Origin of the sequence: Shewanella sp. 10N.286.52.C2 (genome assembly GCF_002874545.1) — a bacterium.
Classification (GTDB): Bacteria; Pseudomonadota; Gammaproteobacteria; order Enterobacterales; family Shewanellaceae; genus Shewanella.
Genome location: NZ_MCTV01000079.1, coordinates 61622 through 79048, shown reverse-complemented (window position 1 = coordinate 79048; position 17427 = coordinate 61622). Strand labels below are relative to the sequence as shown.

Sequence of the window (17427 nt, the reverse complement as noted above, 5' to 3'; positions counted from 1 at the left end):
TAAATAATTATCTCGGTCCTTCGCAATGAAGGATCAATAAATTAAGTTCTCGCAGTGCCACTGAGAATTTTGCAAAATCATGGCTTTGAGACACCTTAAATTCAGTCAGTAGGTTAAACCAGCGTTCTAACAACTTTTGATTATTATCAATCCACTGGTTAATGATCACATCTGCATCGCAAGAGTCTGTACAGGCTCGAAGGACTGTAGAGCTTAATGAGCGCTGTTGCCAATCTAACTCTTCTCTGAAGGCTGCGCGGGCTAATCCTTGCCAATGATTGGACACTGGTTGAATACTAATCTGTTCTAAGAACCAATGTAATTCTACTTTTGCACCTAATCTGAAATACGTTTCAGCAACCAGTTTTACTGATTTGTCCTCAAGTTGGGCAATTTGAGCAATATCTAATGCTGAGAATAAGGTACTCATTTTAGCGATAACATGCGCTAAAGACTCTGGTACTTGCTGTTCCTGGAGTAATTTAATTTCAGTTGAAATAGCCATAACTTCTGCAGAAATCATATATTGATCAACATTAGCTTTTAATTCATCAAACACAGGTTTGAAGAATGCTACAGTTTGCTCAATATTTTCACCTTTCTTGCGGTGACGAATTAACCAGCGACAAGCTCTGCGCATGTTACGACGTAATTGGTGCAACATTTCACTTTGAACGTCAGCAGACACAATTCCATTAAGCTTAGTAATTGACTGTGTTAGTTCAGTTAAGCTAAATATTTCTCGAGCCATAGTGTAGCAAATTGCCGCTTCAGCAACTGAGGCACCGGTCTCATCTTGCATACGCTGTACAAAGTTAAAGCCCATATCATTAACCAATTCATTGGCTAATGAAGTTGCAATAATTTCACCGCGCAAAGGATGCGAAATCATCTTATCTGCATATTTATCTTTCAATTGCTGCGGGAAATAGTTCGTTAGCAATTTACTTAAAAAACTATCTTCAGTGATTTCAGCGGTGACCAATTGCTCTTTTAGGACCATTTTGCCATAAGCAACCAATACTGATAGCTCTGGACGAGTCAGTGCACGGTTATTTGCTAAGCGATCGGCTAACTCATCATCTGTTGGTAAAAATTCTAGGGCGCGATCTAATTTGCCATCTTTTTCAAGATATTGAATGTATCGGATATGCTCTTTTAACTGAGCAACACCATGTGCCAGAGTCACAGAAATGGTGCGGGTTTGATCGTTACAGTCTTGCAGAACAATCTCACCGACTTCATCTGTCATTGACTCTAACAGACGGTTACGCTGTTTAACCGTAAGTTCACCATCTGCAACAATAGTATTAAGTAAGATTTTGATGTTCACTTCGTTGTCTGAACAATCAACCCCACCGACATTGTCAACAAAATCAGTATTGACTCGGCCACCATTGGCTGCAAATTCAATACGACCCAATTGGGTTGCACCTAAGTTGCCACCTTCGCCAATGATTTTAGCGTTGAGTTCATTACCGTTGACTCGAATAGCGTCATTAGCACGATCGCCAACTTCAGCATGAGTTTCAGTCGTCGCCTTAACGTAGGTACCAATACCGCCATTCCAAATTAAATCTACACGCATTTTTAGCAATGCTTGCATAAGTTGATTTGGCGTCATGGTGTTTTCGGTAGTATCCAGCATCAGCTTGATTTCTTTAGTCAATTTTAATGACTTAGCTGAACGTTGGAATACTACCCCGCCTTTTGACATTAGCTTGGTATTGTAATCTTCCCAACTTGAACGCGGTAAATTAAATAAACGCTCACGCTCGATATAACTGGCTTCAACATCTGGATTGGGATCGATGAAGATATGCATATGGTTAAATGCCGCCACTAACTTAGTATGACGGGATAACAACATGCCATTACCAAATACATCACCAGCCATGTCGCCAATTGCCAGACAGGTAAAGTCGGTACTTTGACAATCGATGCCTTCTTCACGGAAGTGACGTTTGACAGACTCCCAAGCCCCTTTGGCGGTAATGCCCATTTTCTTATGGTCATAACCATTACTGCCGCCAGATGCAAATGCATCACCTAACCAAAAGTTGTATTCAATGGCGATTTCATTGGCAATATCGGAGAATGTTGCAGTGCCTTTATCGGCTGCAACCACTAAATAGGCATCATCTTCGTCATGACGAACCACATCTTTTGGCGGTACAACATTGCCTTCGATGATATTGTCACTGATGTCCAATAACCCGCGAATGAATAAGCGGTAACACGCTTGCCCTTCGTTAAAGAAGGCTTCACGGCCGCCGTCTGTAGGCAGCTGCTTACACACAAAACCGCCTTTTGCACCAACAGGAACAATCACGGTATTTTTAACTTGTTGCGCTTTGACCAAGCCTAGTACTTCAGTACGGAAATCTTCACGACGATCTGACCAACGTAAGCCACCACGAGCGACTTTACCACCACGCAAATGCACCCCTTCAAACCTTGGTGAATACACAAAGATTTCAAATTTTGGCAATGGACGCGGCATCTCAGGAATATCTTCAGGTAAAAACTTGAATGAGATATAAGGTTTAACATCAACATCGTTAATCGTTTGATAGAAGTTGGTACGCAGCGTTGCGTTAATCAAATCTAAGTAACGGCGAATAATGCGGTCATCATCAAGGCTAGAGACATCTTCTAGGCGTAAATCGATTTGCTCATAAAATTTACTGAGAGTGCGGGTTTTAAGTTTAGGGTTAAACTTACGAATAAACATTTTAACTAATAAATCAGCAATTTGCGGATAACGATTAAAGGTTTCTTCGATATATGATTGGCTAAATGTTGCATCAATTTGACGCATATATTTGGCATAAGCACGTAAAATAGATACTTCACGGCCAGTAAGGCTGGTTGCCAACACCATGCGGTTAAAGCCATCATCTTCAAGTTTCTTTTGCCATACTTGAGATAACGCATTTTGGAATCGATCTTGGCTATCTGCCAAGTTTTCAATTGCTGCGCCCTGCACCATCATTAAGAAATCAAGGATCCAATAGGTGGCACCATCTTCAGTTTTCACTTCATATGGACGCTCATTGATGACCCGTAATCCAAAGTTTTCTAACATTGGCAGTACATCAGACAGATGTATCGGTTCATCTTTATGGAACAACTTTAAACGTACTTTATTATCATTTAAGGCTGTTTCTTGCGGCTGATAAAATAGCATGCCTAGTTTATGCTCGTCATTCAACGCTTCAAGGTGCTGAATATCGACCACGGCTGAACTCGGCAATACATCTTCTTTATAGCTTGGTGAAAACGCATTGAGGTAACGTTTAACTAAGCCAGTACCCGATTGCTCACCTAATGAGTTAGTTAATGAACTCTGTAATTTATCTTCCCAAGAGCGCGCCGCTTCAATTAGGTTTTTCTCAATAGCAGCCACATCGACATCCATATTATTATTATCAACTTTCACGATGTAGTGCGTACGCGCTAAAGTCGATTCTGAGAAATAAGTGGTAAATTCAACATCTTCAGTGCTGTTAAAATGCTGCGCTAAAATACGTTGAGTGTCTTGACGTAATTTAGTGTTGTAGCGATCTTTTGAAACATACACCAAACAGGACAAAAATCGGCCAAAACCGTCTTTACGAACAAATACTTTTAATTTGTCACGGTCTTGCATATGTAATACACCACGAGCAACACTGGCTAATTCATCTTCTTTAGATTGAATTAACTCATCACGAGGTAAATTCTCAAGGGTATTCATCAACGCTTTGTAGTCATGTGAACGTGGTGCTAGACCTGAGCGCTCCATAATCCGTTCAACTTTTTCAGCTAACAGCGGTATTTCTCTGGGGCTACGGTTATAAAGATTGGACGCGTAAAGTCCTAAAAAGCGATCTTCTCCAATCACGTTACCTTTTTTATCAAAGCGTTTAATACCGATGTAATCCACATAAGCGGGCCTATGAACTCGGCTTTTAGTCGAGCTTTTAGTCAGCACTAACAGACTCTCATCTAGAGCTTCTTTTCTTGCTGATTGAGAAAGCGAAGACAGTAATAAGCCACGCTCGCCGTTTTTATTAACAGAGCGGCTCATTAATCCTAAACTTGAATCTAAATCAGGTACTAACTCAACATCACCTTCAACACGCTTTAACTCATAATAGCGGTAACCTAGTAGGGTGAAGTGATGATTATTTAGGTAGGTTAAAAAGCTAATTGCTTCTTCTTTTTCACATTTCGCGCCTGGAAAAGGCTGCTTAGGTAATAATTTTACTGTTTCTGACAATTTGTCAGACATTTTTTGCCAATCAACGACTGACGACACCACATCAGCAAAAACTGATTCAAGTTCTTTACCAATGGCTTTAATATCGGCTTCACTGCTTTGGCGATCAATTTCAATCAAAAACACCGCAACATTTTCTGTGTTTTCATCAGCATCTTTAATAAAAGACACTTCTTTAACTAATTCTTTTTCACGCACCAACGCCATTGGTGTGTGCAGCATCATATGAGCAGTAATCCCCATACGATTTAACGCCATAGCAACTGAATCAACCAAGAATGGCATATCAGGCTGTATAATTTCGATAATACTATGACTTGACTGCCAGCCATGTTTTGACTGACTTGGATTAAATACCCGAATGTGGGTATTGGTTGCAGCAGATTTGTTTAAGGCATTCCAAAGACTTAATACTGCGCCATACAAATCGCTGTCATTACGAGCGTTTAAGTCGTCTTCTGACATATGGGCGTATATACAATGGGCAAATTGCTCAACTTGTTTTGCTTGAGTATTAGGGATTTTTTTATGAATTAAATTGACTACATTTTCTAGTAGTACTGAAGGCATTGCATCTTTAAAGGCCATGTTGCAGTTTCCTTAAGCGTTTATGGCAGCGCTTTTATCATTATATTGGATGCTTCGGCTTGTTGATCCCGTCTTAAACTGAGATCTGCCGCAAAGTTTATTACTAATTTCATGCTATTTCGAGCTAAATTTTAGTGGTAGATCCTCTAAAACCCTTGTTAATTCAAGAATTATAGTCACTAATTGACCAATCAAGCGTTTAGATAGACTAACTATGCAAAAAAAAAAAGGAGCTAAGCTCCTCTTTAATTTATAAACCCTTTAACTTACTTGGGTTTGCGCCAGAAAACGGCTGATAATGCGGGCAAAATAATTATCGCTCCCAACATATTCACTAAAAACATGAATGTTAATAAAATTCCCATATCCATTTGGAATTTCAGCGCAGAAAAGAACCAAGTACTCACACCGATGGCTAAAGTAAGCCCGGTAAAAATAACCGCACTGCCTCGCTCAATTAACGCTTCAAAATAGGCTTGCTGCACCGCCATGCCATTGTTGAGTTTACCTGCCATAGTCGAGAGAATATAAATACCATAATCAACACCAATACCAACACCTAATGCAATCACCGGTAAAGTGCTCACCGCAAGGCCGATATCAAGCCAAGTCATTAATGCTTGTGCTAATGTCGACACCACATATAACGGCACAATCACTGCTACCGTCGCTTTAAGTGATTTGAAGCTAATTAAACATAGGATAAATACAGCGCCATAAACATAAATCATCATAGGTAGCTGCGCTTCACTAACAGCTTCGTTAGTCGCAGCCATGACACCAACAGGGCCAGAAGCCAGTTTAAATTGTAATGTTTCGGTATTGAGCTTTTCAGCTACATCTTTGACTTTAGCAATCACCACTTCAATGGTTTCAGCCTTATGATCTTTCAAAAATAAGAAAATAGGCATCACCGAACAGTTGCCGTTTAATAAACCTGAAGTCGTTGGTACTCGTCCTACCGCTTGCACTAAACTTGCTGTGGTTCTTGGCAATATTTGCCACTTAGGGTTACCTTCGTTAAAGCCGGCATTAACCTGCTTAGCCACTGACGCTAAACTGGCTGTTGATTCAACTCCCGGGGTATTGGCCACCATCCATTCGAATTGATCGATCTCAGCTAATATGGAATGATAGGTACAGGCTTCAGGGGTTGCTTCAACAATCACCGTCATATAATCAGTGGTAATTGAATAATTATCAGTAATATAAAAAGTATCTTGGTTGTATCTTGAATCAAGATGCAATGCCGGCGCACCGCCTTGAAGGTCACCTATTTTCATATTGCTGGCTTGTTGCAAGCCAAAAGCATATAACAGTGCAGTACAAATCAGCACAATGACAGCATATTTAGGAGTGGCAAATTTAGATAAGCTACGCCAAATCCCTTCAATTTTATCTTTTTGCGCTTTATTCTCTTGAACCGGTTTGATGTTGGTGTAAGAAATAACCAGTGGCAATAAAATTAAATTGGTCAAAATAATAACAGCAACACCTAATGATGCCGATATCGCTAACTCTCTAATAATACCGATATCGATTGCAAGTAAGGTTAAAAAGCCAACGGTGTCTGATAATAATGCAATACCGCCTGGTACTAATAAACTACGAAACGCGGATGCAGCTGCAGCTTTAGTGGCTTGTCCATCACCAACACGGCGCCTAACCGCATTAATCATTTGTACCCCATGGCTTACGCCAATTGCAAACACCAAAAATGGTACAAGAATTGACATTGGATCTAAACCAAAACCTACTACTGTTAACAACCCAAGTTGCCACACCACCGCAATTAAGCTGCATACTAAAGGCAAAATCGTCAGCATTAATGACTTAGAAAATAAATAAACCATCACAGCTGTGATTGCGATAGCAATCAAGAAAAACAGCAGCACGCCCTTAGCGCCTTCAGCTACATCACCAGCCATTTTAGCAAAACCAATAATATGGATTTTGATGGTATCGGTTTCATATTTAGCGCGTAATTCATTTTCAAGTTGCTGAGCAAATTGAATCGTATTTAACGGCTTAAAAGTAACATCCTTTTCAGCGCCTTCAGATGCGGCCATTTCTTCATCTGTTTTTGCTACAAACTCCATTAACTGCGCCGTTAACATAGCTGATGAATAATCATTGGACACTAAGCGGCCAACAATACCGGCTTTTTCGATATTGTCTCTGACAGTATTTAAGCCATATTCATCATTACGAAAGTCAGCAGGAATAACCGGCCCACCAGCAAAACCATCTTCAACGACTTCGGTAAATCGAGTCGAAGGTGAATACAATGACTTAACTTGAGAGCGCTCAACCCCAGGAATGAAAAAGAGTTGATCATGTACATTTTTGAGGGTTTCAAAATACTCTGGGTTAAAAATATTGCCGCTGGTATCTTCCACTGCCACCATGATCCTATTCGCACCACCAAAATCTTTTTGATGCTTGGTATAGGTTTTCATGTATTCATGATTTAATGGAATATTCTTACTAAAAGCGGCATCCATTTTTAATTGGCTAGCTTGGTAACCTAGAAAGAAGGTAATTAATATAAATGAAAATATTACCCACATCCTGTGTCTAAAGAGGTAACTTTCAAATCCATTGACCAGTTTTTCTAACATCTTATCGGCCCTATTATTGTTGTTTTAATTTTAGTTATCATTTTGTGATGGCTATTTGTTATGGCTACTTAAGTTGGAATAAGCCTTTAGTACCTGCAAACCAAAGTTCCCCTTGATTATCACTGGCTACAGCAACAATGTTTTCACCTTGTCTGCGAGCTATGACTTTGGCCTCAAGCTTATTATTGAGCTCAATGATCATGCCAGCGTTACCAACTAAGTAAATTGAACCATCTGTGTTGATATAAGCGTTATGTATCGTTGACTTAACCGGTAATTTAATTTCACTCCATTGTGAAAATTGTTTATCGGTAACAAAAACATGACCACGAAGCCCCATCAAAAAGATATTTTTATCCGTTTCAATGGCATTAAACATTGAACCGTCATAAATAAAATCATGTGCAGTAAAGGTTTTACCATTATCAATTGATGTGGCGACTAACCCCAGTTCGCCAACCATTAATAAACTATTGTCAGCTAATTGAATAACACGGTTAAAATGCGGTAGTAACGCTGCGCGTTCAGATAAATACAGTGCTTCATCTTCAGCCTTTAAATCCGCTAAATAGCCAATATCTTCTTCAAATAAAAGCTCTTCGTGGAATTCTTCTTGCCAGTTCTGACCGCCATCATCGGTGCGATAAAACAAGCCATATGCCCCTAGCGCAATGCCATTTTTATCATCAAAAAATAAAATATCTAATAACGGCTTTTCAATTTCAAATGACTGAAATTGTAAGGTCCAAGTTAAACCACCGTCTTGGGTATGAATGATGGTTGCATCATGACCCACGGCCCAGCCTTGCATCTCATCGAGGAAAAATACTTTGGTTAAGTGCGCGATAACAGGCGTAGTCACTTGTTGCCATTGTTGTTGTTTGACTAAAACATGGCCACGTTCACCAACAGCAACTAGCTTATCGCCAGCGTTAGCAATATCTAACACTAAAGATGATTGAGCAAGGGGTTGGAGTTGAACGCTGAGCGGATCAAATTGAACATTTGCGGATGCAACACTGAAAAAACAGCTAAGGCTGATTACGGCTACATTGCGAAGTGTGCGAAACGACATACAAACTTCCTTAAGAATAGCTGGGGCGCATGATGCGCCCCATAAAGGTCTTAGCGAATACCTGCGCGACGAAGCGCATCAGGTGTGAAATTAGCTTCAGAAAGCTTGGCATCAAAATTATACATGCGGCCTTCGTTATCTAATCCCATAGCCAAGTAACGACGAGATTGTAAATCGTGGAAAATTTCTAACGTACTCCAATGAGTTGGAACTTCATAGTAGTTGATAGAATGTGCAGTACCTACACGATAAAGCTCATCACGGTTATCATACATATCGGTCAACGATACTTGCCATGAATCTTCATCAATATAGAAAACACGGGTTTTATAAATATGACGCATACCATCTTTAAGAGTTGCTTTTACTTCCCAAACACGGTGTTTTTCCCAACGAGCATACTCAGGATTGATATGACCAGGTTTTAGGATTTGATCATATTCAAGTGCATCAGAATGAAGTTTGTAATCATTGTAAGGGATATAAACTTCTTTCTTACCAACGAGTTCCCAGTTATAACGTACTGGAGAGCCATTGAACATATCAAAATCATCTGTGGTTCTTAGACCATCTGAAACAGTACCCGGCGTATCAAAAGCAACGTTTGGCGCTTTACGAACACGGCGTTGGCCAGTGTTATAAGTCCATGCTTGACGAGGTAATGCTTCTTGATCCATGGTTTCTTTAACTAACAATGCAGTACCAGCAAGACGTGCTGGCTGACGAACAACTTGTTTAAAGAAAAACAAGGTATTCGTTTCAGCGAGTTTATCTAGCGTGATCTCTGGACGGCTATATTCAAAACGGATCTCTTCAGCGGTTTCGATCAAGGTGTAAGAGCCACTTTTTGTTGGTGAAGCTTGGCTACGATAAGTTTCCACATCAACACCGCGATAACGCAAGATATGGTTCCAAATCACCTCTAAACCAGTTGATGGAATAGGAAATGGTACACCAATAGATGCCCCACTCACGCCATTACCATTTGAAACTAATTCAGCGTTTAACGCATTCGCTTTAGTGGCTTCGTAAACATACTGAGGAACAGACGCAGTACGACGAGTCTCATAGACATTCATTTTGTAGGTATCTGGATAAAGCTCAAATAACTTCACCTGACCCGGTGTTAAAAACTCAGCATATTGTGCTTTGTTAGCATTGGTAATAGTAAATAACACTTTATCGTTTGGAAAAGGGTCTGGATGATGCATGCCCTTCTCATACCCAGCTGGTGCTGATGTAATACCCTTATCCCATGCAGGGATAGAGCCATCAGCATTAGCTGCCATAACTGCCCCTAAAGGGGTTAATTCAGTACCTAATTTTGCAGCTTCGGCTTCTGATACTTTCGCCATCGCTACTGGTGCAGTCAGCGATAACATGACAGCAGCCGATAATATCGTCAGTTTCTTCATTATTATTATCCTTTTAGATCGAATACTTGACGTTGAAAGAGACATAATCTCTATCAGTCATTGCATTAGTTGTGCCTACGCCACCAAAGAAGCTGTTATAGGACACATCTGCCCCCCAGCGACTGCGATAGTCAAAGTTTAGACCAACAGCCACAGACTTACGCCCTTCAGTAAATAAGAACATTGGATCTGGTGTAATACCGTCAACATCGTGAGAGAAAATCACCCGCGGTGACATATTCACACCGGCAAAGACATTGTTAAAGTCAGCCTTAGCAACTAAACGATATCCCCAAGCAAAATCAGTAGGGAACGGATTAGTTTCAGGACCATCATGCAGTGCTTCGATAATGCCTGGCATATCAGGATTGCCACCAGAACGAGCTGTTCCTGGGCCATTTAAACGTAGCTCATCAAATCCTGGCATGTCATGGATCCACACGCCGCCAACCTCAGCGAGCATCACTAAATTATCTGTCCCCCAAGTTGGACCAAATAAATGGGTTAAAGTGAACTGAGCTTGAGTGGTATCAGATAAAATGAAACCATCAATAGTCTCACCGGGCTGTACGCCTTCGATTTGCGATAGGCCTTCTAGATCAGGACGAAGTCCTGCATTTGCAAGCTGCTCAGGCATACCCGCAAATAACAATTCAACATCATCAATTTGTAAAGGCTCATCAATACGATGAGATACTTCACCAGCTACTGAGGTGTCGCCCACTAAAGTGTTAAAACTTGCGCCATATAATTGAATATCTTCAGGGTAAACAATTTGTGCTTTAGTAAATGTTTCCATGCTTAGCATAAGTTCGCGGTCAATTTCACCGCCACTTGCAGCTAAACGGCCATAATCACGAGCCACAGCTTCACTGGTAAAGTTTGATGCTGTACCACTGATGATAGGGCGGCGACTATGGTAATTCATGTAATACAAGCCAAATTCAGTTTCACCGAAATTAGGCGCGTAATAACCTAGTTTGATACCATATTGGCCATCATCTGCAGGCTCTTCTTCATCCTGAATTAACGCAACTTTAGTTGCGTATGGCACCATATAAGCAGCGAATGCAGGGTCAAAATTAGCTGCAGCAGCTGCACCATAAAGTGAAGCATATTCAGACATTAAGAATTCAAGATTAATATCAGGGTTAGCGTTGAAGCCCAATTGTGCATTTTGGCTATAACCGCCAAAACCAGCAAAATCGTTTGTCGCGAAGTTAGAACCAGGTGTTGGTACCCAAATTGGCTCCCAATCATATTGGTAATAAGCTTCAACGTTTAAATTTTCAGTTAGACCTAATGAAGCCCACACCATGCCTTGCGGACGAAATGCTTCTTTAAGCTCGGCACCCGGTGCATTGAGAATATTTAAATCGACTGGGTTAATCACACCAATACCATGAGGTATTAAGGTGCTTTCCCCCCAAGATACAACTTGGTTACCCACACGGACTGATAATGGGTTTTTGCCATCATTTAAATCGAAATTACCGTATACAAAAGCATCTAATAAGCGAATGTCTTTACATTGCACTTCTGATGCGCGGCTATCTTCACACGGATCAAATTCTTTGCCAGTTAGCGGGTCATTAAAGTCATAATCACCATCGCTGATTTTAGTATCGTAGAAGTACATACCACGAACAAACAAACCGAAATTTTTATACTCTAGTGACAGTTCATGCAAGCCTTTGAAACGTTCAGAGGTGGTATCCCCTTTCGAATACAGTAGGTTACTCAGGTCGTTGTTACTTGAGTAAGAACCTGCTTGGTCCCAAATTTGAGCCGTAGGATAGATGGGTGTTTCGCCAAAAGCCCCACCAAAGGCAGAGTAATTAGACCAATCCATTTGAGGTTGGTTGACCTTACCGATCTGTCCTTCCCAATCTCTATCAGACACACGCCAGCTAGCTCCGACAGTCCAAGTAGAATCGAAAGTACCGCGTACTTCTCCCCAATCAAATGAAACAGCATTAACGCTACTGCTCATCCCCAAAGTTAATGCCGACACCACCCCCAAAGCGAGTGCCGACTTGTTAAAGCGTCTTTTAACAATATTCATTTTGCTTCTCTCCGTAACCTGCCGGATTCGTTGTTATAGGATTTAAACCAACATTTTGTTAGCCTACAGGCAACACCATTGTTACAGCAATTAACATGGTTCGGCAAGTTCAAAAAAAAGAAAATTTATGAATGAATTGGTGCAGTTAGATGATTTTATGGGTAAAAAAAGTCAGACTGATTTGAATTGAATGGTTTAAATATATGAGCCGTGAGTAATCTTTAAATGTAATTGTTAACTTTCAATAAGTTAGAGGTGATAATTCCAGCTAATTTAACACTCTCTAATCAATCGACCGTTTGAAGTAAATACTCTAAATCTTGTTTAGTGAAATGAAATTACCTGAGGTATTGAGGTGTAAAATGAAACTGCCATGGATGCCTGAGGCCGTTACAAATGGTCTGAAATACTTACCATTTATATGTAATACGTTGCCGTTACGGTCTAGAACTTCGACGTTTTTTACCACGCCCTGGTAAAAAGGCAGAAAATCATTAAAGCTTACATATATTGAAAAATAAAATTCCATGATGACTCGGTAAAACCCTATAAAAAAGCCCACAATAATTTACTTAAACCCTTGTGGGCGTTAATTGTTATAAACGATAGTTAAGCTTGCTCTAACGCCTTTTCAACTTTCTCGAATAAATCTTTCGATAAATTCGGTAATGCTTTTAATCGCTGTAACGATGCTTTCATCAGTTGCTGACGGTTTTCGTCAAACTTGCTGAATTGAATAAGCGGAGTGATCATTCTTGCCGCTATTTGTGGGTTTAACTCGTTAAGCTTGATCAACACATCAGTGAGATACTGGTAACCTTTACCTGAAGCATCATGGAATTGATAGGTGTTTGCCGCTACGAAAAATCCAATTAATGAGCGTACGCGATTAGGGTTATTGAAACTAAAACTTTCATGCTCAGTGAGCCCTTTAATAACCTCCAACACATCTGCGGTATTTTGCGAGGCTTGTAAGCTAAACCACTTATCCATCACTAGCGGCGTTTTTAGCCACTTTTGCTCAAAATCTTGCATTAATGACTGCTGACAAGTCAACTGGCCCGAGACTGCCGCTTTTAATGCGCCTAAGCTATCTGTCATATTTGAAGCTTGCTGATATTGGTTAATCACCAAGTCTTCATATTCAGAAGACACTTTAGACAACAAACTTAAGCAAATATTCTTAAATGCACGACTTGCTGCATTATCTTCATTAATCAAGCTACGATAGCGCGTTACCAGCTCGTCTAAACAAGACTCTGCGATTTCATTAACCACAAACTCTCTTGCAGCCGCCAAGGCATCTAAGTTCACTGTCTCTACTTGTTCAATTAATGCTGCAGCACTTGGGAATGCCAAAATCTCAGCCACTAGCGCTTTATCGATGCTTTCATCGAGGATAATTCCTCTAACAGCTTCAATGACTCTGGCATCTAAATGCATCGTTTCTTTCGCTTCAAGACTGGCGACGTTTTGCCACACGGCTTGGCTAAATAACCCAACAGATGCTTCCCAGCGAGCCACTTCGCTTGATGCGTAGCGCGTTAAGTGCACTAACTGATCAACATTAAATTGATAATCAAGTCTTACTGGCGCTGAAAAGTCTTGTAATAATGATGGAATTGGCGCTGACGCAATATTGTCAAACACAAAGGTTTCCTGTGCTTGTTTTACATCTAACACGGTATTAGCAACTGACTGACCTTGAGTATCGAGTAGCTCAATGCTGAACGGGATATGTAATACCTCCCCTGCAACACCGTTAGACATCACAGATTGTGCAACAGTCAGTGAATATTGCTTAGTCGCAGCATTATAGTGATCTGTTACATTAAGCACCGGAGTGCCTGCTTGCCTATACCAGCGTCTAAATTGAGACAAATCGATTCCGCTTGCTGTTTCCATCGCGTTGACAAAGTCATCGCAGGTTACAGCTTGACCATCATGACGCTCAAAATAACACTTCATTCCTAGCTGGAATTTAGCTTCACCTAAAATGGTGTGCATCATGCGAATGACTTCTGCGCCTTTGTTATAAACGGTCACGGTATAGAAGTTATTCATTTCAATGACAGATTCAGGGCGAATAGGATGTGACATAGGTCCAGCATCTTCGGCAAACTGTTGATTTTTCATGACACGAATAGCTTGAATGCGGTTAACAGCGCGAGAACCTAAATCGGAACTAAATTCTTGATCTCTAAATACCGTGAGCCCTTCTTTGAGGCTTAATTGGAACCAATCACGACAAGTCACTCGGTTACCTGTCCAGTTATGGAAATACTCATGCCCAACAACGGATTCAATGCCATGATAGTCTTCATCTGTCGCGCTGGCGGTATCTGCTAATACATACTTGGTATTAAATACATTGAGGCCTTTATTTTCCATTGCACCCATGTTGAAAAAATCTACCGCGACTATCATGTAGATATCTAAGTCATACTCTAAATCAAAACGCGACTCATCCCATGCCATCGACTTTTGCAATGACACCATGGCGTGGTTGGCTTTATGTAAATTACCTTTATCCACAAATACTTGTAGCTTTACTTCTCTTCCACTACGGGTGATAAATTTATCTTCTAATAAATCAAAATCGCCTGCAACTAACGCAAATAAGTAGCTCGGTTTTGGGAAAGGATCTTGCCAACGAACAAAGTGGCGACTTTCATCAGCACAAGTGCCCTGCTCGACTAAATTACCATTACTCAATAAAAACGGAAACGCTGCTTTATCTGCTTCGATTCTGACGCTATAAATGGCTAAAACATCGGGGCGATCAAGGAAATAAGTAATTCGTCTAAAGCCTTCTGCTTCACACTGAGTGCAATAAGCGCCATCGGACATATACAAACCTTCTAGGCTTGAGTTAGCTTCAGGATCTTGTTTAGTCACAACAGTTAATTCAAACTCAGATAGCTCGGTGTCAATGATAAGCTCATTGCTGTCTACTTTATAGTTAGCTTTTTGACCGTTAATCAATACTGAGGTTAACTGTATTTGCTCACCGACTAAATGCAAAGCGTCTTTGTGCTCACCAACTCTTTGAACTTTACTCGTTGCAACGACCTGAGTTTCAGCACCTTTTAAGTCAAAATCTAATGCAATATGACTAATGGTAAATAAAGGTGATTTATAATCTTTAAGATGTTTTGCTTGTGCTTGAGTCATAGGTAATCCTTGAATAACACTGCTCTTGTTAGAGCTAAAATTCACTTAATAAAAAACGCGCTAAAAGCGCGTTTTTTTGGCACGAAATAAAGTTTACTTCACTGCGAGTTTCTTTGCATCAACCATATCTAAGGTGATTAATGCTGTTTCGTCTAAGAAAGCATCTGGCACAACTAACTCGTCTTCAGTTTCTTCGTCAGCCTCATTTGCTTGTGCCACTTCAGTTGCCTCAATGCTAGTATCTGCACCGTCTTCGATTTCTTCATCGTCATCTAAAGAGGCTAATGGTTCTAAACCATTTTTAACACGGCGTTCATTGGTTCTATCAAGTAAGCGCTTATCATCATCTTCACGGGAAGCGATTCGCTCACTTTCAACTAATGAAATGGTTTTATCATCGTGGTGCTTCTTAAACTCAGCGATATCTTCAAAGATATAGCCAAATTCAACGTCTGCTTTAATACGTTGCTGATGCTTTTCATCAAGCTTAGTAATTAGCTCTGGCTTGATATTGCCTAAGGTGCCGTATTGCGCGACAGGCACCTTGTCCCATGGCAGTGCATTCTTCTCTTCAGATTCACCATATTCACCCGGCTCTAATGCGCTTGGGAACATAATATCTGGCGTCACACCTTTAAGTTGGGTACTGCCACCATTTATGCGATAAAACTTAGCAATGGTGTATTGCACGTGACCAATTGGTTTGTCGTACATGTCATAAATTCTGCCAAGGCTTTTGTGCTGCTGCACTGTACCTTTACCAAAACTAGCTTCACCAACAATTAAGGCTCTATCGTAATCTTGCAATGCCGCAGCAAAAATTTCAGACGCTGATGCACTATAACGATCAACCATGACAGTTAATGGGCCATCATATGCGCTCTTGCCATCATTATCGCGGTTTTGAGTAACTCGGCCGTTGGCATCACGAATCTGAACCACTGGGCCCATATCAATAAACAAACCGGTTAATAATGTGGCTTCTGTTAAGGCTCCGCCGCCATTGCGACGTAAATCAATGATAACGCCTTCAACGTTTTGCTCTTTTAATTTAACCAATTCTTTTTCTACATCAACTGACAAGTTCATGTAAAAACCAGGAATTTGAATCACACCGACTTTACGGTTGGCATAGTCGCCTTCTGTTGGCTCAATCACTTTTGATGTTGCTGCGCGATCTTCTAAACGAATTTTGTCGCGGATAATGGTCACTTCAAATGCTTTTGCATTGGCGCCACCTTTTTTAGGTAAAATTTGTAAGTTAACTTCACTGCCTTTTGGGCCTTTAATTAACTCTACAACATCGTCTAATCGCCAACCGATAACATCAACAATTTCACCGTCTTTTTGGCCTACGCCAATAATTTTATCTTCAGGTGATAATTTTTCACTGGTAGCAGCGGGGCCACCAGCAACTAAACTTTTAATAATAGTATAGTCATCATCCATTTGCAGTACAGCGCCAATGCCTTCAAGGCTTAAGTTCATTTCCATTTGGAAACGTTCTGCATTACGAGGAGACAAGTAACTGGTATGAGGCTCTACCGTGCGAGCAAAGGCATTCATCACACCTTGGAATACATCTTCGCTTTGTGTTTGACTTAAACGCTTGATGGCATTGTTATAGCGCTTGCCTAATACTTCGACGGTTTCTTTCCAATCTTTACCAGCAAGTTTTAGATTCAGTGCGTCATATTTAACTCGTTGACGCCATAGCTCATTGAGCTCAGCTTCATCTTTTGGCCAAGCAGCTTCTTCACGATCAAACTCGTAAGCATCGCCGGCTTCGGTAAAGTCGAATTCTTTATCAAGTAAAGTAAGCGCATAAGCAAAACGTTCATAACGACGTTTTTGCACTAAGGAGTACATATCAAAGGCGGGTTCGATATTGCCAGATTTGACCATATCGTCAAACGAATGCTGATACTGTTTAAAAGTATCAACATCAGCTTGAGTTAGAACATTGCGACGAAAATCAAGTTGTTGCAAATATCTTTCGTAAATCAACTCAGAAAAAGCATCATCAAGTTCAAAGCGATGATAGTGAGAACGAGTAAATAAATTCGTTACCCTTTTACTCGCAACCTTGTGTTGAGGCTCTTGCTCAAGTTTAGGTAACTCGTTGATTTGAATCGTTGGTGTTATTGCCCAAGCCGAAAAACCGACAAATAAAGTGGCAATCGACGCAGCCAAAGTGAGTTTTCGCATCAACAAGTTACTCCTTA

Annotated in this window: 8 protein-coding genes; all 8 read right to left on the bottom strand. The window is 40.6% G+C overall.

Going from position 1 to position 17427, the window contains the following annotated elements; genetic code table 11:
- Positions 1-7: 7 nt before the first annotated feature.
- Positions 8-4852 (bottom strand): NAD-glutamate dehydrogenase, encoded by a 4845-nt coding sequence (locus BCU94_RS19260; protein WP_102477262.1) that lies wholly within the window; start codon positions 4850-4852, stop codon positions 8-10.
- 266 nt (positions 4853-5118) lie between these two features.
- Positions 5119-7473 (bottom strand): MMPL family transporter, encoded by a 2355-nt coding sequence (locus BCU94_RS19255; RefSeq protein WP_102437815.1) that lies wholly within the window; start codon positions 7471-7473, stop codon positions 5119-5121.
- A gap of 64 nt (positions 7474-7537) precedes the next feature.
- Positions 7538-8548, bottom strand: a complete 1011-nt coding sequence (locus BCU94_RS19250; RefSeq protein WP_102477261.1) for a YCF48-related protein — start codon at positions 8546-8548, stop codon at positions 7538-7540.
- Between the two features lie 50 nt (positions 8549-8598).
- Entirely contained in the window at positions 8599-9963 is a 1365-nt protein-coding gene (locus BCU94_RS19245; protein ID WP_102477260.1) for a DUF1329 domain-containing protein, read from the bottom strand.
- 13 nt (positions 9964-9976) lie between these two features.
- Positions 9977-12028: a DUF1302 domain-containing protein gene (locus BCU94_RS19240; protein WP_102477259.1), complete on the bottom strand. Its 2052-nt coding sequence runs from the start codon at positions 12026-12028 to the stop codon at positions 9977-9979.
- A 313-nt stretch (positions 12029-12341) separates the two neighbouring features.
- Positions 12342-12557 (bottom strand): DUF2835 domain-containing protein, encoded by a 216-nt coding sequence (locus tag BCU94_RS19235; RefSeq protein WP_102477258.1) that lies wholly within the window; start codon positions 12555-12557, stop codon positions 12342-12344.
- An 80-nt stretch (positions 12558-12637) separates the two neighbouring features.
- Positions 12638-15202 (bottom strand): aminopeptidase N, encoded by a 2565-nt coding sequence (gene pepN, locus BCU94_RS19230; RefSeq protein WP_102477257.1) that lies wholly within the window; start codon positions 15200-15202, stop codon positions 12638-12640.
- Positions 15203-15295: 93 nt separating this feature from the next.
- Complete coding sequence (gene prc / locus BCU94_RS19225) at positions 15296-17410, bottom strand: carboxy terminal-processing peptidase (protein ID WP_198590479.1); 2115 nt, start codon at positions 17408-17410, stop codon at positions 15296-15298.
- Between the last annotated feature and the right edge of the window lie 17 nt (positions 17411-17427).

Coding starts and splice junctions, on each gene's coding strand:
- BCU94_RS19260 (WP_102477262.1), bottom strand. CDS start 4,852: ATGGCCTTTAAAGATGCAATGCCTTCAGTACTACTAGAAAATGTAGTC.
- BCU94_RS19255 (WP_102437815.1), bottom strand. CDS start 7,473: ATGTTAGAAAAACTGGTCAATGGATTTGAAAGTTACCTCTTTAGACAC.
- BCU94_RS19250 (WP_102477261.1), bottom strand. CDS start 8,548: ATGTCGTTTCGCACACTTCGCAATGTAGCCGTAATCAGCCTTAGCTGT.
- BCU94_RS19245 (WP_102477260.1), bottom strand. CDS start 9,963: ATGAAGAAACTGACGATATTATCGGCTGCTGTCATGTTATCGCTGACT.
- BCU94_RS19240 (WP_102477259.1), bottom strand. CDS start 12,028: ATGAATATTGTTAAAAGACGCTTTAACAAGTCGGCACTCGCTTTGGGG.
- BCU94_RS19235 (WP_102477258.1), bottom strand. CDS start 12,557: ATGGAATTTTATTTTTCAATATATGTAAGCTTTAATGATTTTCTGCCT.
- pepN (WP_102477257.1), bottom strand. CDS start 15,202: ATGACTCAAGCACAAGCAAAACATCTTAAAGATTATAAATCACCTTTA.
- prc (WP_198590479.1), bottom strand. CDS start 17,410: ATGCGAAAACTCACTTTGGCTGCGTCGATTGCCACTTTATTTGTCGGT.